The sequence below is a fragment of the Exiguobacterium sp. s80 genome, assembly GCF_018618725.1.
In the GTDB taxonomy this organism is placed as follows: domain Bacteria; phylum Bacillota; class Bacilli; order Exiguobacteriales; family Exiguobacteriaceae; genus Exiguobacterium_A; species Exiguobacterium_A oxidotolerans.
Genome location: NZ_JACSMP010000004.1, coordinates 200,938 through 222,134, shown reverse-complemented (window position 1 = coordinate 222,134; position 21,197 = coordinate 200,938). Strand labels below are relative to the sequence as shown.

The window sequence follows — 21,197 nt, the reverse complement described above, 5'->3', positions numbered from 1 at the left end:
GCTTCAGGAAAATACTTCGTCTCCCTGCTCGTCGAGCAGGAGAGCAACGAAATGCCGAAGACGGGCTCATCCGTCGGCGTCGATGTCGGATTGAAGCACTTCGCCGTCCTGTCGGACGGCACGGTATACAAGAACGACCGTTACTTCCGTTCGCTTGAGCAAAAGCTGGCGCGCGAGCAACGCAAGCTTTCTCGTCGTCAACGGTTGGCCTTGGACAAGAAAGTAACACTTTCCGAGGCGAAGAACTACCAGAAGCAGAAGCGAAAGGTCGCCCGCATCCACGAGAAGATCGCCAACAAGCGAACCGATTTCCTGCACAAGGTGTCGACCGAGATCGTCAAAAACCACGACGTCATCGGCATCGAGACCTTGCAAGTGAAGAACATGCAGAAGAATCGCAAGTTGAGCAAGTCCATCTCTGAGGTCAGTTGGTCGGAGTTCTTCCGCATGCTCGGATACAAGGCGGCATGGTACGGAAAGACCGTCGTGAAAGTCGGCAAGACCTTCGCCTCTAGTCAACTGTGTTCCAGTTGCGGACATCAACACAAAGACGTGAAACATCTTGGCTTGCGTGAATGGACATGCCCGAGTTGCGGCATCCACCACGACCGTGATGTGAACGCAGGACTGAACCTCAAACAAGAAGCTGAACGCCTCTTAGCTTCTTCAACCGTCGGGACGACGGGGTTAGCCTGATCAGGTTTCGACCGTCAGGTCGGATCACTCAGGAATCCTCCACCTCTAAGCGAAGCGTAGGTGGAGGTAGTTCAAGGGCGTTTTATTTGTTTACATACGTCAATACGTCTGCGACAAATGTCCGACTCCCTGCAAGAACACTCGTTTGTTCTTGGAAAGTCATCGCGTCGCCTTCAATTGTCCCGACGCGCCCTCCAAGCTCCTCAATCAACAGTTGTCCAGCTGCGTAATCCCATGGCATGTTTCGCATCGTAATGTAGCCGTCAACACGCCCCGCGGCGACCCAAGCGAGTTCAAGCGAGGCGGCACCGACTGCCCGAACCCCAACAGCGTCTTTTACGAGTGGCGCTAGCAATGCTGCATCAATTCTTCGATTGGCAGTCACCCACGTCGCATTCATACAGATGATCGCATCATTAACCGGCTTCTCTTCAATTGGCGCTAATCGAATTCCATTTTCGAATGCGCCCTGTCCTTTAATGCAATGAAACATCTCATCCGCCATGACGTCATACACAAATCCATACTGAAGTTCGCCCTCTACCATGATGGCAATCGAAATCGCAAATAAGCGTTTTTGGCGAATGAAATTCATCGTGCCGTCAATCGGATCGACGAACCAAATCGTGCCACCCAATGTTTCAGGTCGCGCCGCACGCCCTTCTTCTCCATATATATGATGATCTGGATACTGATTCAGGATACCTTCAATTAATAAATCTTCGACATTTTTGTCAATCTCCGTCACTAAGTCACTTTTATTCGTTTTTTCTTCGATATGATACGCATGGTCTATCATCTGACGGATATATTTACCCGCTCGTTTCATTAAATCGATAGCATGTAACTCTATGCCTTGCATGCGCCTCACTCCTTTTATATGATTCCTGTCTTTTCCATAGTAACAAAAAAAGAAAACCAGCGAAAATTTTCGCTGGTTGATTGATTTAATTTATTTGATTTTTAGTTTATCGTTTACTGAATCATGCCTCTAATAACACCATTTCTTGGCGGTATTTTTCGAGACGCTCTTTACTGGCACCAACCGCTTCTGCATCACTTTCTACGATTGCATCGTGCAATGTTGCGAGCTCATAATCAATTTCGAGACGCAATACCGGAATGCGTTTTTCTGCATCTTTTCTCTTGTATGCTTCTATTACTTGTTTCACAGTAACCACACTCCTTCGCGAGATAAATGAACGTTTTAATTATCAGACAATTGCGACTAATTAGTGGATTGAATCTATAATAGTACGATTCAACTTAGATGTAAAGCATCTATTTTTAAAAATTACAGTTTAACGATATCGTCTTGTATGTAATATATAACCCATTTTTCTTTATTCTAAACAACTAATCGGTTTCCCTTTCAGGATATATGTAGGATGCACACTAAAAAAAGACAAGGAATTCCGAATGAAATCCTCGCCTTTCTCTCTTAATCATTCTTCATTTTTTCATTCGTAAAATCGGTTCGTCTTGTTTGATTGCTTGTTGGACCGCACGGTAACTGGAGCAACCTGTTTCTTCGAAATAGAATTGATCGAGTTGTTTTTCTTCCGACTTCGCATTCACGATTTTCTTGAAGGCTTTATATGTCCGCATAAATTCTTCACGTGACACACCTTTTTCGTAAGCTTCTTCAACGATGTTAAAAAAATCAATGACGGTGACGATTTCCTTCGTCGACCAGTCTGGGTTGATGGGATAATTAAGAGCCATCCTGACACATCCTTTCTTCACGATTCTTATTTTACAATGAAATCGAAGATAAAACAGTTGCAACGTTATGAAAACTTGTTATAGTTAGCTTGTTTGATTGTTTTTTTATTCGGTTTTAAGGGGGGAAATCTGGTGCAAACAAAAAGCTTAACACAGCTCGATACACCTTTATTCGATGCGCTACTCGCGCATGCGAAACGTCAACCAATTCAATTTCATATTCCTGGTCATAAAAATGGGCAAGGAATGGATCCTGCATTTCGATCGTTCATCGGTCAAAATGCACTCGATATCGATTTAATCAACATCGCTCCACTCGATGATTTACATCATCCGAAAACGATTATCAAAGATGCCCATCAATTGGCGGCACAAGCATTCCATGCAGATGAAACGTTTTTCTCTGTCCAAGGAACGTCAACGGCAATCATGGCAATGATCATGAGCGTCGTCGGTCCGGACGATAAAATCCTCGTTCCGCGAAATGTCCATAAATCGATCATGTCGGCTATCGTTCTTTCTGGAGCGCACCCGATTTTCATTCACCCTGAATTTGATGAAATGTTTGGAATTGCTCACGGTATCACACCAAGTGCCGTCGAACGTGCCCTCAGTCTTCATCCTGATACGAAGGCGATACTTGTCATTAACCCGACGTACTTCGGTGTCGCAGGCGACCTTGAGAGCATCGTCAAGCTTGCTCATGGGAAAGGCATCCCTGTCCTCGTCGACGAAGCACACGGCGTCCATATCGGCTTCCACGATGATATGCCGCTATCAGCAATGCAAGCAGGGGCTGACTTAGCCGCTACGAGTGTGCACAAACTGGGTGGATCACTCACAGGAAGTTCTGTCTTGAACGTCCGCCGAGGTCTGGTCTCGCCCGATAAAGTCCAGACTGTCCTCTCGATGTTGACGACGACTTCAACATCGTATCTGTTACTCGCTTCACTCGATTGTGCACGGCGCCACCTCGCGATCAATGGTGAGGCAATGAACCGACGCGCACTTGAACTATCGGCACGGATGCGGATGGGTCTCGCTAAGTTGCCTTACCTCGCCGTCTTCGGTGAATCGGACTTACATTCGAGTGCGACATTCGCGTTCGACCCGACTAAAGTATTGATTTCGGTCAAAGGACTCGGTATTTCGGGTCACCTCGTCGAAGAGTTCTTACGCGAAGAGCACCGGATTGAAGTCGAACTATCAGATTTGAATAACATCCTCTTAATCATTACTTCAGGCGACTCTGAGGAAACGATTGACGCCTTACTGACTGGAATGACTGAGCTTGTTGAGCGGTACCGTGATACAGGTGCAAAAACGACTTCACATTCTATCATGTTGCCTGACATACCTGCACTCGCATTAAGTCCACGTGATGCCTTCTACGAAGAAACGGAAACGATTCCGCTCGCGCAAGCTGTAGGACGGATTTCTGCGGAATTCATGATGGTCTATCCCCCGGGTATCCCGATTTTCATTCCTGGTGAGATGATTACGACGGATAACTTAGCGTATATTAAAGAAAATATCGAAGCGGGTCTTCCTGTCCAAGGGCTTGAGGATCATTCACTCGAAACAATTAAAGTCATTCAACAATCGAATGCCATTCGATGATTCAAACGAAAGCAGACGTTACAGCTTCTCAAAAAAGTACGGGTGCAGGATATCAAATCCTCCGCCCGTACTTTTTATTTTACCAAGACCACACCTTAGCCTCTTGCATATGATAATGAAAAAAAGCCCTTAAGCGGTCGGCTCCCCGCTTAAGGGCTTAAAGCTTATTTCATGATGTGGATTGGGCTACCGATTGCAACTTCAGCAGTTTCCATCGCGATTTCACCAAGTGAAGGGTGTGCGTGGATTGTGAGTGCGATATCTTCAGCAGTCATTCCAGACTCGATTGCGAGTCCCATCTCTGCGATCATGTCAGATGCGCCTGTACCAGCGATTTGAGCACCGATCAAGAGACCGTCTGATTTGCGTGTGATCATTTTCAAGAAGCCGTCTGGCTCGTTGAGTGCAAGGGCACGACCGTTTGCAGCATAAGGGAATTTAGAAGCGAGGTAATCAAGACCTTCTTCTTTCGCTTGTGCTTCTGTATAACCGACTGTTGCGAGTTCTGGGTCTGTGAAGACAACCGCAGGAATCGCGCTATAGTCGAGGTATGCCGGGTGTCCAGCAGCAGCTTCAGCAGCGATTTTCGCTTCGAAAGATGCTTTGTGCGCAAGTGGTGGTCCAGGAACGATGTCCCCGATTGCGTAGATGTTTTCGTTAGACGTACGGCACTGATCGTCGATTTCGACAAGTCCGCGCTCGCTAAGTTTAACTTCAGCCATCTCAAGACCGAGATCAGAAGTGTTCGGGCGACGACCGACAGTGACGAGGACGTAGTCCGCTTCAACTGTTTGTGTTTCACCTTTCACTTCGAACGTTACTTTAACGCCGTCTTCTGTCTCTTCCACACTTTGTGCAAGTGCTTCGTTGTGGATTGTGATGTTGCCTTTTTGTTTGAGTTTTTTCTTAACGACTTGTGTCATTGCCGGCTCAAAACCAGAAAGGATGTCTTTTGTTCCTTCTAAGATGACAACTTCAGTATCGAAGTTAGCATACGCTGTACCAAGCTCCATTCCGATGTATCCGCCACCGATGACGATGAGTTTTTTCGGAAGTTCAGGAAGGTTCAATGCGCCTGTAGAAGAAAGGACACGTTTAGACCATTTGAACGCTGGAAGTTCGATTGGAGTCGAACCTGTTGCAATGATACATTTTTTGAATTTGTAAGGTGTTGAAGAATCTTCGTTGATGATACGAACTGTATCTTCAGATTGGAAGTATGCTTCCCCTACGACTGTTTCGATGTTGTTACCTTTAAGAAGGCCGCCAACACCACCCGTTAATTTGTTAACGACTGATTGTTTCCAAGATTGAACTTTCGAGAAATCGACTGCAACGTTCTCAGATGTGATCCCCATTGAGTCCGAACCTTTTGCATGTTGGAAGTTGTGTCCAGCTGTAATTAACGCTTTTGACGGGATACATCCAACGTTCAAGCAAACACCACCGACGTTTTCACGTTCGACGACTGTTACTTTAAGTCCGAGTTGTGCGCCACGGATTGCAGCGACATAACCACCAGGGCCGGCCCCGATTACGAGTAAATCTGTTTCTTGTGCGAATTCACCTACTACCATTGCTTATCCCTCCATAATGAGAAGTTGTGGGTCGTTCAACAAGCGTTTAACTAGGTTAAGCGCGTTTTGTGCTGTTGCACCATCAATGAGACGGTGGTCAAAGCTGAATGAAAGTGCAAGTACTGGTGCTGCAACGATTTCACCGTTTTTAACGACTGCTTTTTCAGCAATACGGCCGATACCGAGGATTGCAACTTCCGGGTGGTTGATGACAGGTGTGAACCATTGTCCGCCAGCAGAACCGATGTTTGTGATTGTGATCGATCCGCCTTTCATCTCTTCACCAGAAAGTTTACCATCACGTGCTTTACCAGCTAAATCATTGATATCATCAGCGAGTGAGAAGATTGATTTGCGATCTGCGTCTTTGACGACAGGTACGACAAGTCCGTTATCTGTATCCGCTGCGATACCGATGTTGAAGTAGTTTTTGTAGACGATTTCTTCGTTAGCATCATCGATTGAAGCGTTGATAGTCGGGTACTTTTTAGCAGCCGCAGTCAATGCTTTAACGACGAACGGAAGGTAAGTCAATTTCGTACCTTGTGCTGCAGCAACTTCTTTGAAGTTTTTGCGGAGTGCCACGAGGTTCGTTACATCGACTTCGTCCATAAGTGTTACGTGTGGTGCCGTATGTTTCGAGTTGACCATTGCTTTCGAAATCGCTTTACGAATACCTTTGATTTTTTCGCGTGTTTCAAGCTCAGGTTGAGCAGCAACATACGGTTTCACTTCAGCTTTAGGAGCAGATGCTTGTGCAGATGCTTTTTCTTCTGAAGCTGGTGCAGTAGAAGATTGACCACCGTTTGCAAATGCATCGATGTCTTCTTTAACGACGCGACCGTTGTCTCCAGAACCTTGAACTTCACGGATGTCGACGCCTTTTTCACGTGCATATTTACGGACAGAAGGCATCGCGATGACACGTTCTGATTTGTGGATTTGAACTTCAGTCGGCTTGTCTTCGACTTTTTGATCCGTGTCTTGGACATCTTTTGCGTTTTCTTCTGCTTTAGGTTGTTCAGGAGCTGCTTCTTCAGAAGGAGCTGAACCTTCACCTTCGACGTCGAATGAGATTAATACGTCACCAACAACAGCAACGACACCTTCGTCTACTTTTACTTCTTTGACTGTACCATCAACTGGTGACGGGATTTCAACGACCGCTTTATCGTTTTGAACTTCAAGAAGAACGTCGTCCTCTTTTACTGTGTCGCCCGCTTTTACGAACCACTTTACGATTTCGCCTTCGTGAATACCCTCACCGATATCCGGCAATTTGAATTCAAATAAACCCATTTGAATATGCCTCCTTTTATTTCACTCTTCTAGTCAATTGTTATCTTTAAAACGGAAGCAAGGAGAGAATTTCCCCTCTCCTTTTTCCGAATCACGCTTAGAAATTGTAAACTGTTTTTACTTTTTCAACGATATCTTTGTGGTCTGGAATCCAGACGTCTTCACCTTGTGCGAATGGGAAGATTGTATCTGGAGCCGTTACACGAAGAATCGGTGCTTCAAGATCAAGAATTGCACGCTCTTGAATTTCAGTTGCGACCATTGCAGCCACACCTGCTTGTTTTTGAGCTTCTTGAACGACAACGACACGGTTCGTTTTCTTAACTGACGCAACGATTGTATCGATATCGATTGGGCTGATTGTCATCAAGTCGATGATTTCGACGCTGATGTTTTCTTTTTCAAGTTCCTCAGCTGCTTTAAGTGAAGCGTGGACCATCGCGCCGTACGTGACGATTGTAACGTCTGTACCTTCAAGTTTGATGTCTGCTTTACCGAGTTCGACCGTGTAGTCCCCTTCAGGAACCTCGCCACGGAATGAACGGTAGAGTTTCATGTGCTCAAGGAAAACGACTGGGTCGTTATCGCGGATTGACGCGATCAAAAGACCTTTTGCATCGTACGGAGTTGACGGGATGACGACTTTAAGTCCTGGTGACTGAGCCATCAATCCTTCTAAGTTATCCGCGTGAAGTTCTGGTGTCTTAACGCCACCACCGAATGGTGAACGGATTGTAACTGGTGCACTGTACGTACCACCTGAACGGTAACGTAGACGCGCGAGCTGAGCTGCTACTGAATCGAACACTTCGAAAACGAAACCGAAGAATTGGATTTCCATGATTGGGCGGAAACCAGTCAAGCTGAACCCGACTGCAAGACCACCAATACCTGACTCGGCGAGTGGTGTATCGAAGACGCGGTCTTCGCCTAATTCATCTTGAAGACCTTCTGTCGCACGGAATACCCCACCGTTTTTACCGACGTCTTCACCGAACAAGAGAACTTGCTCGTCGCGTTTCATCTCGACGCGCATTGCGTCAGTGATCGCTTGGATCATCGTCATTTGTGCCATGGGTTATTTCGACTCCTTTGCTGTATACTCATCAAGCTGCTCTTGCAGGTTTTGTGGTAACTTTTCAGCCATCACGTTGATGAAGTCAGTAACTTTTTGTTTTGGTTCTTTGTCAGCTTGTGCAAGTGCTTCTTTCACATCAGCTTTTGCTTGCTCGATGACTTCGTTTTCTTTGTCTTCGTTCCAAAGACCTTTTGTTTCCATGAACGCACGGAAACGAACGAGTGGATCTTGAGCTTGATACTCATCATCCATATCTTTTGTACGGTAACGTGTCGGATCATCACCAGCGAGTGTGTGTGGTCCGTAACGGTACGTGAGTGTTTCGATCAATGTCGGTACACCGTTGAGTGCTTCGACACGTGCTTGTTTCGTTGCAGCGTAAACTGCGAGAACGTCCATACCGTCAACTTGAATACCGTTGATGCCGGCAGCGACCGCTTTTTGTGCAATTGTTTTTGCCATTGATTGTTTTTCAACCGGCGTCGAAATTGCGAAACGGTTGTTTTGGACAACGAAGATTGCAGGGGCTTTGAATGCTCCAGCAAAGTTCATTCCTTCGTAGAAATCACCTTGTGAAGAACCGCCATCACCTGTATATGTGATTGCTACTTGCTCTTTACCACTTTTCTTAAGACCGAGTGCAACACCGGCAGCTTGAACGATTTGTGCGCCGATGATGATTTGTGGCATTAAGACGTTCACACCTTCAGGAATCTTACCGCCTGTGATGTGTCCACGTGAGAACAAGAATGCTTTGTAGAGTGGGAAGCCATGGAAGACCATCTGTGGAATATCACGGTATCCAGGAAGAATCCAGTCATCCTTATCGAGTGCGAATTGTGTTCCGATCATTGACGCTTCTTGTCCTGCTACTGGAGCATAGAAACCAAGACGTCCTTGACGGTTGAGTGAGATTGCACGTTGGTCCCAGATACGTGTGTATACGAGACGACGCATTAATTCCGTTAATTCTTCATCTGAGAGATCCGGCATAGCGTCTTTGTTGACGACTTCACCTTTCTCGTCAAGAATGCGGAACGTTTCAAAGTTTTCTTCCACGTTTTTAAACATGTTTAAGTTCATCTTTTCACCTCATCCTTTCACTGTGCTCAGCGAAATATTCCTCTGACTGATTTGCCCACATACCAATAGTGTTCAAAAAATCGAAGTCCCGTGTGACCTTTCTTGAACATATATCTGTGTACCTATTCAGTTGAGTAAACTGTATTAACATGACTCGACACGATTTGATGTCTTGTTCATTACGTTACAAGTATAAAACTGTAACGCCTATAAAATCAAAGGAAATGTTTTATTTTTTTTTACGACCGTCATTTGTGACGCCTTTCACAAAAACCTTCTGTTTCTCCTTCTGTACTATTCAACTATTTGTAACTGTGTTAGTTATGAATTTCCCCTTTCGCTTGTGCTATAATTTTTATAGATGAAAGGGGTGTTGTTCATGATCACCATGAATGAAATCGTACGCGAAGAAGTTCCGACGCTTCACGAACGATCGGTGGAAGTTACTTTCCCACTCAGTGAGGAAGATAAAGAAACGATGCGCTTGATGCGCGAGTTTCTTGCTAACAGTCAAGATGATGAAATAGCTGAAAAGTACGATTTGCGTAGCGGGATAGGTCTTGCTGCTCCTCAAATCGGTGTCAATAAGCGGATGTTCGCGATTCGACTTCCAGACGGCGACGATCTTTTAGAGTTCGGAATCTATAATCCGAAAATCATCAGCCACTCTGTCGAACAGACGTTTTTAACTGGTGGTGAAGGCTGCCTATCCGTCGACCGTGAAGTCGAAGGTCACGTGCCACGCTATATGCGTATTACCCTTACTGGCATCGATCATAACGGAATTCCTGTAAAATTAAGATTAAAAGGTATGAAAGCCATCGTTTGCCAGCATGAATATGACCATTTAGACGGCATCATGTTTTACGATCGAATCGATAAAAAAGAACCATTCAAGGAATATGGACCTGCCACATGAGCTCTTCCACGCCTTGAAACAAAAAAGCCATTTCCTGATTCAGGAAATGGCTTTTTTCGTTAAACTTCCATAATGATCGGCATGACCATCGGATGACGTTGTGTTTTTTCAGTCAAATAAGGTGTTAATGTATCGTTGATGACTTGTTTGATATCTGTCCACTTCGTGTTTCGGTTCGTTAATGATTGTTCTAACGAACGTTTCAACAAGCGCTCGGCATCTTTAATTAAGTTGCCTGATTCACGCATGTAGACGAATCCACGGGAAATGATGTCCGGTCCAGAAACAAGACGGTTTGTTTTCGAGTCGAGTGTGACGACGACGACGACGAGTCCTTCTTCCGAAAGAATACGACGATCGCGTAACACGATGTTTCCAATATCTCCAATCCCTTTTCCATCGACGTATACCGCATTCGCCTGGATTTTACCAGTGATCGCTGCTGCATTGGCATCGAGTGCTAAGACTTCACCGTTATCCATGACGAAACAGTTCTCTTCCGGAACACCCGCATCCATCGCAAGCGACATGTGTTTTTTCAACATACGGTATTCACCGTGAATCGGCATGAAGTACTTCGGCTTGAGTAGGCGCAGCATCAAGAGTTGCTCTTGCTGACTACCGTGACCTGACGTATGGATATCATTGAGCTTACCATACATCACGTCTGCTCCTGCTTTATACAGCTGGTTGATCGTTTTCCCGACCGAAACAACGTTTCCTGGAATCGGTGAAGATGAGAAGATGACCAAATCATCAGGAATGATTGAAATCTGACGGTGTGTCCCATTGGCGATTCGGCTTAACGCTGCCATCGGCTCTCCTTGCGAACCTGTACAAAGAATCGTAATTTCATTCGATTTATACCGTTTCATTTCGTTCGGTTCGATGATTGTTCCTTTAGGTGCCTTGATGAAATCAAGTTCTTGTCCAATCATCATGACCTTGTCCATGCTTCGACCGAAGACGACGATTTTCCGTCCTGCTTCGACCGAGGCATTGACGACTTGTTGGAGACGATAAATGTTCGAGGCGAACGTCGCAAAGATGATTCGTCCATCCGCTTTCCGGAAAACATCCGAAATCGTTTCACCGACAACCCGTTCACTCATTGTAAATCCTTCAACTTCAGCATTCGTCGAGTCAGATAAGAGACAAAGTACGCCTTCTTTCCCGAGTTCTGCCATCTTCGCTAAGTCAGCAGGCTCCCCAACTGGTGTGAAGTCGAACTTAAAGTCCCCCGTATGGACGATATTGCCTTGTGGCGTTTTTACGACGACACCGAACGAATTTGGAATCGAGTGTGTCGTCCGGAAGAATGAAATACTTGTCTTCCGGAACTTGATGATCGAGTCCTCATCAATTTCATGAAGTTCCGCCGTCCGTAATAAACCATGCTCTTCTAATTTGACCTTGATTAAACCAAGGGCAATTTTCCCCGCATAAATCGGTAAGTTCACTTGTTTTAATAAGAAAGGAAGTCCGCCGATATGATCTTCGTGTCCGTGTGTAATGAACACACCTTTGACTTTATCTTTATTTTTGATTAAATACGTGTAATCTGGAATAACATAATCGATTCCGAGCAATTCATCTTCTGGGAACATGACCCCTGCATCAATGACGATGATTTCATCTTGGAATTGAACCACATATGTGTTCTTCCCGATTTCTCCTAAACCGCCGAGTGCGAATACGGCTGCTTGGTGGTTTTTGACGAACTTCATGCGAACGTCGCTACCTTGTAGTCAACACTTTGTTTTTCGTACTCTAGGAATTCTCCACTTACTTCGCGGATGAATTCAACATTAATGTCTTTGATGAGATGATCAATCGATGTTCGCACGTCACGAATGCTCTCTCCTTCAACATACATAACCTCTGTCCGTTCTCTTACTGGTGCTTCCGAACGAAGCGGTTGATAAAATACTTTAAAAATCATACTTAGCAACTCCTTATCAGTCCATTGTTTTTTGTCCTTAGATTAGTATACACGAAAACGGTTCATTTTTTCATCCTTATTCAACAACTGATATCTGCTTGAACCTAGGCGCTATGCTATACTTTCATTTGTAAACGGCTATTCAGCCAATTAAATAGAGAAGGTGAAACCATGGCAAATCAAAAAGTCGTCTTTTTCGATATCGATGGAACCTTGCTTCACGATGGTCATTTCATACCGGAATCGACAAAACAGGCAATCAAACAACTACAGGAAAACGGCGTTTACGTCGCCATCGCGACCGGGCGTGGTCCTGCAATGCTGTCAGGCGTCCGTGAGCAACTCGGCATCGATACGGTCATTGGCTACAACGGTCAAATCGTCGTTCATCAAAATAAAGTCATCTATAAACGTCCGCAACCCGTCGATGATTTGAAACATTTAACATCACGTGCAAAAGAGAATGGGCACACACTTGTTTATCTCGGCGAGAAACAAGGCTTCACGACGCGTCAAACAGACGATACCGTCGCGACGTCACTCGGCGCGCTCGATATTCCCCTCCCTGCTTATAATGAAGAAGCTTACGAGACGCACGATATCTTCCAAACCCTCGTCTATTGTCAGGCAGAAGAAGAATCGATTTATACGCAAAACTATCAAGCATTCGATTTCATTCGCTGGCACCCACAAGCGATGGACGTCATCAATGCCGGATCGTCGAAAGCCGATGGAATTAAACAATTCCTCCGTTTAACGGATATCAAACGTGAAGATACGTTTGCTTTCGGTGACGCGCTGAACGATCTCGAGATGCTCCGCTACGTCGGAACAGGCATCGCGATGGGCAATGGATTAGACGAAACAAAAGCCGCCGCCGACTTCGTCACGAAACACATTCTTGAAGACGGCATCGCGCACGGTTTAAAAAAATTCCAATTAATTTAAAAGGGATACAAAAAAAGCTGAGGAGATCCCTCAGCTTTTTACTTTATGGATGGCTCGTTCGAGACGATCCAAGTCTTCGTTTTCTCCAATGACGACAAGGTAGTCGCCCTTTTCAATGACTTCATCAGCTTGTAACGAAATCATGACATTTTCTCCCCGTTTGATGGCGACGACGTTCGCGCCGTACTTACTTCGTAAATCAAGATCAATCAACGTTTTGTTTGCCATGCGATCGCTGACCTTGATTTCAACGATTGAGAATTCTTGAGACAGGTCAAGATAATCCAAAATATTCGAACTCATCAGGCCGTTCGCAATCCTAACCCCCATGTCACGTTCCGGGTGGACAATGAAGTCAGCACCGATTTTCCGCAATACTTTTTCATGGTAATCGTTCGTCGCTTTGACAGTGATTGATTTAACACCGAGTTCCTTTAAAATCAACGTTGTCAAAATCGAAGCTTGAATGTTTTCCCCAATCGCAACGATGACGTGATCAAAGTTTCGAATTCCAAGACTTTTCAATACGTTCTCATCCGTCGTATCCGCGATGACGGAGTGTGTCGCAATCCCCATGTATTCATTGACACGTTCTTCATCCGAATCAATCGCTAGAACGTCATAGCCATTCTTCGATAATTCACGGACGATTGAACCACCAAAACGCCCCAAACCAATTACTGCAAACTCTCCATTCATGTTCAACTCTCCTTCAGATTTCGCTTCGTCAGTAGTAGTGTACCCGATTCCTTCTTAAAATACTATAAACGCCTTCACAGTGCGTGAAGGCGTTTAAGATCTCGCTATTTTTTTACTTTTTCGCCTCTGACATAATCGTTATCAAACAGGAACAATCGTAAAATCAGATAGAGTGCCGGAATCAATAATAATAGTCCGAAGATAAAGACTACGACAAGCGACGTCGCCATTGTTTCGTTAACGACCGCTTTATTGATATCGATGTACGGATATAAGATATACGGTAAATGAGTATAGCCGTATCCGAACCATGCAACTCCGTATTGAGCCATGACAGCGATAAAGGCAATTCCATAATTCCGCTTCAGGTAGACGAGTGCGACTGCAACACAGAAAAACACAAAACTTGCTGCGAACCACCACCAGTTACCATTCAAAATGTTTTCATAATGCCATGCAGCTTGATTCTTTAAACCAAAGAAAACAAGTCCACAGACGATGATCGTTGGAATGCTCCAAAAGAGCGCCCATTTCCGAATCAAGTCACTCGCCCCTACGTCTCGCGCCTTATCTGCGTAGAACAACAGGAACATCGCACTAATATAAAGGACAGAGACAATCGCAAGTGCTACGACTGACCAGGAATAAAAGTTCGTAAACAATTTCGTCCCTAAAAACTCAACCGTTTCATTCGTTTTACGAATAAAGCCACCTTGACTAATCGTCAACGTCGTCGACATCGCAGCCGGAATCAAGAGCCCCGTCGCACCATAGAGAAACGTATAGAACATACTATCGTTCGAACCGTAGTTCGCAAAGGCATAAAAGCTACCGCGAATCGCAATCAGAACGAGTACGATTGATGCAGGCACGAGAAGTGCCGTTCCATAGTAATAAGCTGTGTCCGGGAAAAACCCGACGAGACCAACAAAGAAGAAAACGAAGAAAACGTTCGTCACTTCCCAAACGGGCGAAAGATAACGTAAAATCAATCGATTCGTCAAATGATCTCGTTTTGTATATTTCGAGTAAAATGCGTAAAATCCAGCACCGAAGTCAATTGAGGCAACGATGAGATATCCATAGAGGAACGTCCAAAGTACGGTTATTCCTAGTGTTTGAATGTCCAACTCGTTCCCTCCTTATTCTTTATCGTCCGCAAACATCGCTTCACCGCGAGTATGGTGATCGTCTGCGAGTTCTTTACCGACAGGATTATTCTTAAACATACGGAGCAATACGACTGTACAAATCGTACCAAGTAAGAGGTACAACATGCTGAATAGAATCAGCATCGGTCCGACTGCAGTAGATGTCGTCGCTGCGTCAGCCGTTCTCATAATACCATATAGCGTCCATGGTTGACGTCCGATTTCCGCGTACATCCAACCTGCTTCAATCGAAACGATGGCAAGTGGTCCACCAATGAAAATACCGCGCAGTAACCATTTATTATACGGGTTCAACTTCTTCAGTCGGAATGCGAGTATGAACAAGGCGGAAATCGCTGCTAAATACATCCCGATCGATACCATGATATCGAAGAAATAGTGGACGAATAACGGCGCTTGGTCTTCTTTCGCAAATTCATTTAGACCGATGACTTCTGTATCTGGTGCTCCACCTGCAAGAATTGACAAGGCGTATGGAATCTTAACCGCACCTTTGATGTCATAACTACCATCTTCTTGTTCATCCAAAATCCCACCGAAAATCAATTCTGCTTCATTTGTCGTTTCAAAATGCCACTCCGCTGCTGCTAATTTTTCAGGTTGATATTTCGCAAGATACTTTCCTGAAAAATCACCGACGAGCGCTGTCGAGAAGGCGAAAATCAATCCAGCCATGACTGTCAGACGAAGTGCCTTTTTGTGATACGCCGTCTCGGCTGCGGACAGTGTTTTCTTGCGCAATAGATGGAACGCAGCAATTGCTGCTAAGATGAACGCAACCGTCAAGTAAGCAGATACAATAACGTGTGTCGCTTTTGTTGGCGTTGCCGTATTGAACATCGCTTTTAACGGTTCGATTTGTGTTAACGTTCCGTTGACAATTTTAAAACCTTCCGGAGAATTCATGAACGAGTTAACTGTCGTGATGAAGAAGGCTGACGCCGTTGCCCCGATGACGACCGGAATCCCGATTAACCAGTGTAACCATGGATTTTTAAAGCGATCCCATGTGTACAAGTAAATCCCAAGGAAGATCGCTTCAAAGAAGAAGGCGAACGTTTCCATGAAGAGCGGCAAAGCAATCGTCTGTCCGGCTACTTGCATTAATGAAGGCCATAAGAGCGATAATTGTAATCCGATTGCCGTCCCCGTAACGACTCCGACCGCTACCGTTACGATATAACCGCGCGTCCAACGTCGTGCTAAAAGAATATAATCTGGATCTTTTCGTTTAATTCCAATGTACTCGGCTGCGAGTACCATCAACGGAACTCCTACACCAATCGTTGCAAAAATGATGTGAAATGCTAATGTGAGCCCTGTCAATAATCGACTGAGCATAACTGGATCATTGAACATGTGTGTGCCCCCCTCTTCCTAAACGTACTTCTATATATGTTTATATCCGTATCATAGAGAACATAATCATTTGTGTCTGTTCTAAATGTTTGATGTAACAAATTGTTCACATCTATTCGTGATTTTCTTCACAAAACGTTCGAAAACTAGATGATCTCGCTAAATGAAAACCCTTTACTTCGATTTGAGGCGAAGTAAAGGGCATTTCTACAGTCTTTTTACGATTCATTCAGTTTACACATATTCACGGAAGTAATGATCCAGTAAATTAATCACAAATGGGATCGCCTCTTCATCCGGATTCAACGTCGGCTGATGTAAACCGGACGTTGGATTATCGATTCCAAGCCAAAACATCATGCCTGGGACTTCTTTTAACATGAATCCAAAGTCTTCACCCGTCATCGCAGCGTCGCATTCAACATAATTTGCATTCATCTTAACGAATGAAGAAAATTTATCGACGACGTTTTGATCATTCACGACTTCGTAATAGCGGTTTCCAAATTGCAAATCAATTTTCACGCCAAATGACGCTTCAATTCCACGAACGATGTCACGTACCCGTTCTTCTAATTTTTCCATATCAGTACCGTTCAACGCACGCATCGTTCCATCTAGCACAGCTCGACCGGCAATAACATTTTCACGAATCCCCGCATCGACCTTGCCAATCGTGATGACACTACAATTCATCGGATTGATTGATCGACTGACGATTGTTTGCAACTGCATGATGAGTGCAGCCTGAGCAACGACCGTATCGACCGTCAAGTGTGGAAATGCAGCATGACCACTTTGACCATAAATCGTGATGTGAACTTCCCGCGCACTGGCAAATAATACGCCAGGACGACTCGCAATTGTCCCGACCGGATATTCAGGTGCCACATGGAGACCATACATTTCACTCGGACGATATTTTTCGAATAAGGGACTTTTAATCATCGGTTCCGCTCCACCCGGACCTTCTTCTGCCGGTTGGAATAAGAAGACGACGTCATCCATGATCGGTAACTCGACAAGACGACGAAGCAGACCTAACGCAATTGACGCATGGACGTCATGCCCACAGGCGTGCATCATTCCCGGATGCTCCGAGCCAAAAGGAAGACCCGTCGCTTCTTCGATCGGCAAACCATCGATATCTGCGCGGTAACCGATTGTTCGATTTCCGGTCAACCCTTTAACACGAACGAAAACACCTGTTTCAAACGTATCGTAGCTGACGCGGTCTTCAGGATAAGAGCGAATCTGATTTAAAATAAAGGCTTGCGTCTTGAACTCCTTGAATCCTAATTCAGGTATTTTATGAAGTTCTCTTCGCATTTCAATCGCGTATTCCATCTGACTGACTTCCCCCTTCTTCTTTTACGATGTCCCAAAAGGCTTGGACTTGTTTTAACTCAAGCATGGATTCCGTCGATAAAATCCATGTATCGCGTTTCAGTACTTTACCCGAAGACGTCTTCAACGGAATCTGCATCACTTCGCTCGATTCTTGAATCGTTGACTCTGGTAAAATCGCGAATCCAATGCCGTGTAACGCCATTTGTTTACAAGTTTCGATTTGGTCGACGACGAGCGTCCGCGCAGGCGGACTTGAAAAACGATCCTGCCACCACTCGAGTATTTCTTGATAGTACGTCGAATCACTTTTGAACTGAATGAATGGTCGGTCCGTCTTACGCAACTGTTCAAGCGTCGTCAACTCACTATCAACAAGATAGAGCGGGTCTGAGAACAACCGTTCCTTGACGCCCTTCCAGTCCGGATTACCTCGAATGATGCCGATATGAAAATGTTCTTCGAGCATATGCCGCATCATTTCACTCGACCACCCTGTTACGAGTTGGACGCGTACATGCGGGTAACGTTCCACGAAACGTTTCAACACGCGTGGCAACCAATATTGACCCATAATGGAGGCGACAGCAATCCGAAGGGTCCCGTAGACTGCCCCTTCTTCGGCAGTCAGTTCACTTTTCAGTTCTAATTCTTTTCGATTCATTTCTTTTGCGAGCCCAATGACTTTTTCTCCTTGGGGCGTAATGCTTAATCCACGGGAAGAACGAATGAACAACTTCGTCGCCCACCTGCGCTCAATCGCAACCAATCGTTGACTGAGTGCCGGCTGCGAGACGAAAAGACGTTCGGCTGCTCTTCGCATATTCAGCTCTTCCGATAAAGTTATCAACATTTCCATTTCCGACACTTGCAATGTAAGATTCGACTCCTCATGATATAAGATGGCATTAGTTTAACACGTTAGGAAGGAAGGTACATATGTCACGCTATCATTTTATGTTAATCGTCTCAACGATTGCGACCTTAGGAAGTCTGTACTTCAGTGAAGTTCGCGGTTTCATCCCTTGTCCACTTTGTTGGTGGCAACGCTTGTTCATGTATACGACGGCATTTTATTTAATCATTACACTCTTTCGGAATCGCCCCGTCGATGCTCTTTTCGTTCGACTATATGTTGGAATCGGTTGGGCAGTTGCTGCCTATCACGTTGTTCTCGAACGCCTCCCGGATGGCGAGGCACTCTGTACGAATGGTTGCCTGATTCAATGGGTCAACTACTTCGGTTTTTTGACAATCCCAATGATGAGTTTAATCGCCTTCACCCTCTTATTGATCCTTGCCTTTTACCCGAATAAACAAAGTGCATAAGTTGCAGATATCTGTTCAAACAAATGCGTCACGTAGAACTCACTACAAAAATTAACGCACAGGAAACCCGAGCGATTCCATTTCGATAACAGGAATGCTCGGGTTTTTCATTTCCTTCCGATGCCGATACTATGCTTGACCGTTTCACTGCCACTCCCTCGACACCGCGTAGGCACTTGAAAAAGATAATTCCGATAACTGACCTTCTCCTTCACACCAATCACCTACGAAAGCAATCGACGTATCCGCTTCCAAAAAGCAAGGCAACGGCCTTTGTCCCATCTTCCATTTGATTTCTTGAACGATTGCGCGTTTCATCGTCCGCTCTGTCACAAGGCGATCTCGCCACCCTGGATAGTGGTGATCTAATAAGTCATGGGCGTGCTGTACTTTTTCTTCAATATATGTCGCTTGACTGACCTGTTTATGATCAAGATATGCGACGACTTGTAAGACTTGTCCCTCTTTCGGAGAAATGCTTGCATCATAGTGTGACAAATCCGTGACGAAGACTTGATGGTCTCGATCGAATACATAAGAAAAAGGAGTATCAATGTAAGGACTGATTCCGACATCATAGACTAGGGCTTCGGCTGGTTCAAACTGCGCGTATGGTTCAATAAAGTGCTGGATCGATAATGGTAATGCAACTTTACGCATCTCGCGAGGAGGTATCGCGAGAATTACACGCTTAGCCGACCATTCATTTTTTTGGCGATCGCGTAATCGATAACCTCCCCTACTTTGTTCAATCGCTGTAATCTTGGTTTTCCGATGGATTTCTCCCCCGTAGTCCGTCAAAACGCGTTCGAGTTCATCAATTAAGGTTTGCCAACCTCCAGCAATATATGAAACCGGTTTGCGCGTACGAAATAGTTTCCGGTAATACGCAAAATAGACAGATGACGGAATATTTTCGGGTTCGGAAGTGAAAAAATTACTCGAAGCTAAATCGAGCATTAACCTTGAGACATCGTCTTCGACCTTTTCTTGGACCAACCAGTCCCCAATTGAAACTTCCGACTCTCCACGTTCGAGTGACAGTAGTGTTTTAACGACCGCCCATGTGAAACGCACCTTATCTGTTCCTTCCACTAGTTCTGTCTTCAACAGGCCGAGTGCATTCGCAGGAGCCGCAGTCAAATGTCCAGCAAACTCATATTTCGCCTTAGAAGAAGAAAAATCGAGCCATGTCACATTAAGCTTCAATTGTTTAATTAATGAACGGAGTGCTGATTGGTCACGCCCATAAACAGCATGCGCTCCATAATTGAACGTAAATCCTTTAAGCACTTGCGAAGTTGCCCTCCCCCCCAGTAAACCGGCATCGTACAGATGAATTTCCTTTCCTTGATCCGCGAGAAGTGCTGCCACTGATAAACCAGCTAACCCACCACCGACGACTGCAATCTTTTCCACTCGACGCACCTCCTTTTAAGCATCAATTCCCTTTTCTTGATTCTTTTCCCGATTCCAAACAAAAAAAACGACACCCCTAAAGGATGTCGTTTTAAAAAGATACTTTGCCTCGGAGAGCAAGCATCGTCATATCATTTCCACCAGTCATCTAATGGAGAAACCGGCATATGATGTTTATGACCTACACGTTTATACTGTGTCTCTAGTTTCGTTTGACTTGCAGTTGAAATGCTTTTTCCTTCTAGATAGTCGTCAATCTCATCATACGTCATCCCTAATGCGAGTTCGTCAGGTAAACCAGGTCGGTCATCCTCTAGATCAGCTGTCGGTACTTTATCAATCAATCCGACAGGTGCATCTAAATAACGTAACAATTGTTTTCCTTGTCGTTTGTTTAAGCCAGTCAACGGTGTTAAATCACAAGCCCCGTCACCATGCTTCGTGTAGAAACCTGTGACGAATTCAGCTGCATGATCCGTTCCGACGACGAGACAACCAAAGTGCGCTCCAAGATCATATTGTACTTTCATCCGTTCACGTGCCTTCGTATTACCTTTACTGAAATCAGATAGGACTTCTCCTGTCGCGACTTCAAATGAAGCCATTGCCGCTTCTACTGCCGGCTTGATATCAACGCGTAACGAGTGATCTGGTCGAATGAATGATAAGGCAAGTTGTGCGTCCGATTCATCCTGCTGCTGTCCATAAGGAAGGCGGACCGCATAAAAATGAAAATCTCGTCCTGTTTCTGCTCTCAGTTCTTCTACAGCGAGTTGACAGAGCCGTCCGGCAAGAGACGAGTCTTGACCACCTGAAATACCAAGGATAAATCCTTTAGCACCCGTATGAAGTAAGTATTCTTTTAAGAAACGAATCCGGTTCGCCACCTCTTCATGCGCCTCGATGACCGGCTTGACTCCTGTCGCTTGAATGATGTCTTGTTGCATTGTCACATCACACTCCTCATTCTCTATTTTTTACCAAA

At 45.1% G+C, this 21,197-nt stretch carries 21 protein-coding genes; 5 read left to right on the top strand and 16 right to left on the bottom strand.

The window, feature by feature from the left end; genetic code table 11:
* Positions 1 to 696: RNA-guided endonuclease TnpB family protein (locus KNP94_RS10245; protein WP_215115620.1), on the top strand; the 696-nt coding region annotated here is incomplete at its 5' end.
* 82 nt (positions 697 to 778) lie between these two features.
* Here KNP94_RS10245 and KNP94_RS10240 read toward each other — a convergent pair.
* The 3 genes from KNP94_RS10240 to KNP94_RS10230 form a co-directional block, all read right to left on the bottom strand.
* Positions 779 to 1,558 (bottom strand): inositol monophosphatase family protein, encoded by a 780-nt coding sequence (locus tag KNP94_RS10240; RefSeq protein WP_214765255.1) that lies wholly within the window; start codon positions 1,556 to 1,558, stop codon positions 779 to 781.
* A gap of 121 nt (positions 1,559 to 1,679) precedes the next feature.
* Positions 1,680 to 1,868, bottom strand: a complete 189-nt coding sequence (locus tag KNP94_RS10235; RefSeq protein ID WP_029330952.1) for a hypothetical protein — start codon at positions 1,866 to 1,868, stop codon at positions 1,680 to 1,682.
* A gap of 280 nt (positions 1,869 to 2,148) precedes the next feature.
* The gene (locus KNP94_RS10230) at positions 2,149 to 2,421 is read right to left on the bottom strand and encodes a UPF0223 family protein (protein WP_029330953.1); all 273 of its coding nucleotides are present in this window, start codon (positions 2,419 to 2,421) and stop codon (positions 2,149 to 2,151) included.
* Positions 2,422 to 2,553: 132 nt separating this feature from the next.
* Here KNP94_RS10230 and KNP94_RS10225 point away from each other — a divergent pair, with 132 nt between their 5' ends.
* A complete protein-coding gene (locus KNP94_RS10225) occupies positions 2,554 to 4,041 on the top strand; it encodes an aminotransferase class I/II-fold pyridoxal phosphate-dependent enzyme (protein WP_214765257.1) in 1,488 nt (495 codons plus the stop codon).
* Positions 4,042 to 4,205: 164 nt separating this feature from the next.
* Here the strand turns inward: KNP94_RS10225 and lpdA are convergent, their stop codons facing one another.
* The 4 genes from lpdA to pdhA form a co-directional block, all read right to left on the bottom strand.
* Positions 4,206 to 5,618 (bottom strand): dihydrolipoyl dehydrogenase, encoded by a 1,413-nt coding sequence (lpdA, locus tag KNP94_RS10220; RefSeq protein WP_088837466.1) that lies wholly within the window; start codon positions 5,616 to 5,618, stop codon positions 4,206 to 4,208.
* A 3-nt stretch (positions 5,619 to 5,621) separates the two neighbouring features.
* Entirely contained in the window at positions 5,622 to 6,917 is a 1,296-nt protein-coding gene (locus KNP94_RS10215; protein WP_029330956.1) for a dihydrolipoamide acetyltransferase family protein, read from the bottom strand.
* A 97-nt stretch (positions 6,918 to 7,014) separates the two neighbouring features.
* The gene (locus KNP94_RS10210; RefSeq protein ID WP_215115619.1) at positions 7,015 to 7,992 is read right to left on the bottom strand and encodes an alpha-ketoacid dehydrogenase subunit beta; all 978 of its coding nucleotides are present in this window, start codon (positions 7,990 to 7,992) and stop codon (positions 7,015 to 7,017) included.
* Between the two features lie 3 nt (positions 7,993 to 7,995).
* A complete protein-coding gene (pdhA, locus tag KNP94_RS10205; protein WP_026827895.1) occupies positions 7,996 to 9,078 on the bottom strand; it encodes a pyruvate dehydrogenase (acetyl-transferring) E1 component subunit alpha in 1,083 nt (360 codons plus the stop codon).
* 379 nt (positions 9,079 to 9,457) lie between these two features.
* On the opposite strand from pdhA, the gene def reads away from it, so the two are divergent.
* Positions 9,458 to 9,997 (top strand): peptide deformylase, encoded by a 540-nt coding sequence (gene def / locus KNP94_RS10200; protein WP_029330958.1) that lies wholly within the window; start codon positions 9,458 to 9,460, stop codon positions 9,995 to 9,997.
* A gap of 59 nt (positions 9,998 to 10,056) precedes the next feature.
* On the opposite strand, the gene rnjA is transcribed toward def, so the two are convergent.
* Both rnjA and KNP94_RS10190 read right to left on the bottom strand, forming a co-directional pair.
* On the bottom strand, positions 10,057 to 11,724 hold the full coding sequence (gene rnjA / locus KNP94_RS10195) for a ribonuclease J1 (RefSeq protein ID WP_088837468.1): 1,668 nt from the start codon (positions 11,722 to 11,724) through the stop codon (positions 10,057 to 10,059).
* Positions 11,721 to 11,939 carry a DNA-dependent RNA polymerase subunit epsilon gene (locus KNP94_RS10190; RefSeq protein ID WP_088837469.1) on the bottom strand — a complete coding sequence of 73 codons (219 nt, stop codon included), beginning with the start codon at positions 11,937 to 11,939 and terminating at the stop codon, positions 11,721 to 11,723. Before KNP94_RS10190 ends, rnjA begins: the two co-directional genes overlap by 4 nt.
* A 171-nt stretch (positions 11,940 to 12,110) precedes the next feature.
* On the opposite strand from KNP94_RS10190, the gene KNP94_RS10185 reads away from it, so the two are divergent.
* The gene (locus KNP94_RS10185) at positions 12,111 to 12,887 is read left to right on the top strand and encodes a Cof-type HAD-IIB family hydrolase (protein WP_088837470.1); all 777 of its coding nucleotides are present in this window, start codon (positions 12,111 to 12,113) and stop codon (positions 12,885 to 12,887) included.
* Positions 12,888 to 12,917: 30 nt separating this feature from the next.
* Here KNP94_RS10185 and KNP94_RS10180 read toward each other — a convergent pair whose 3' ends face one another.
* The 5 genes from KNP94_RS10180 to KNP94_RS10160 all read right to left on the bottom strand — a co-directional run bounded on the left by KNP94_RS10180 (position 12,918) and on the right by KNP94_RS10160 (position 18,338).
* Positions 12,918 to 13,586: a potassium channel family protein gene (locus KNP94_RS10180; RefSeq protein WP_029330962.1), complete on the bottom strand. Its 669-nt coding sequence runs from the start codon at positions 13,584 to 13,586 to the stop codon at positions 12,918 to 12,920.
* 104 nt (positions 13,587 to 13,690) lie between these two features.
* On the bottom strand, positions 13,691 to 14,716 hold the full coding sequence (locus KNP94_RS10175) for a cytochrome d ubiquinol oxidase subunit II (protein WP_088837471.1): 1,026 nt from the start codon (positions 14,714 to 14,716) through the stop codon (positions 13,691 to 13,693).
* Positions 14,717 to 14,728: 12 nt separating this feature from the next.
* A complete protein-coding gene (locus KNP94_RS10170; RefSeq protein WP_029330964.1) occupies positions 14,729 to 16,117 on the bottom strand; it encodes a cytochrome ubiquinol oxidase subunit I in 1,389 nt (462 codons plus the stop codon).
* 234 nt (positions 16,118 to 16,351) lie between these two features.
* On the bottom strand, positions 16,352 to 17,464 hold the full coding sequence (locus KNP94_RS10165; RefSeq protein ID WP_088837472.1) for an N-acetyldiaminopimelate deacetylase: 1,113 nt from the start codon (positions 17,462 to 17,464) through the stop codon (positions 16,352 to 16,354).
* On the bottom strand, positions 17,448 to 18,338 hold the full coding sequence (locus KNP94_RS10160; RefSeq protein WP_029330966.1) for a transcriptional regulator CcpC: 891 nt from the start codon (positions 18,336 to 18,338) through the stop codon (positions 17,448 to 17,450). Before KNP94_RS10160 ends, KNP94_RS10165 begins: the two co-directional genes overlap by 17 nt.
* A gap of 65 nt (positions 18,339 to 18,403) precedes the next feature.
* On the opposite strand from KNP94_RS10160, the gene KNP94_RS10155 reads away from it, so the two are divergent.
* Complete coding sequence (locus KNP94_RS10155; protein ID WP_214765263.1) at positions 18,404 to 18,793, top strand: disulfide bond formation protein B; 390 nt, start codon at positions 18,404 to 18,406, stop codon at positions 18,791 to 18,793.
* A gap of 144 nt (positions 18,794 to 18,937) precedes the next feature.
* Here KNP94_RS10155 and KNP94_RS10150 read toward each other — a convergent pair whose 3' ends face one another.
* A complete protein-coding gene (locus tag KNP94_RS10150) occupies positions 18,938 to 20,212 on the bottom strand; it encodes an FAD-dependent oxidoreductase (protein ID WP_157898489.1) in 1,275 nt (424 codons plus the stop codon).
* Positions 20,213 to 20,343: 131 nt separating this feature from the next.
* On the bottom strand, positions 20,344 to 21,159 hold the full coding sequence (gene nadE, locus KNP94_RS10145; protein ID WP_088837475.1) for an ammonia-dependent NAD(+) synthetase: 816 nt from the start codon (positions 21,157 to 21,159) through the stop codon (positions 20,344 to 20,346).
* Between the last annotated feature and the right edge of the window lie 38 nt (positions 21,160 to 21,197).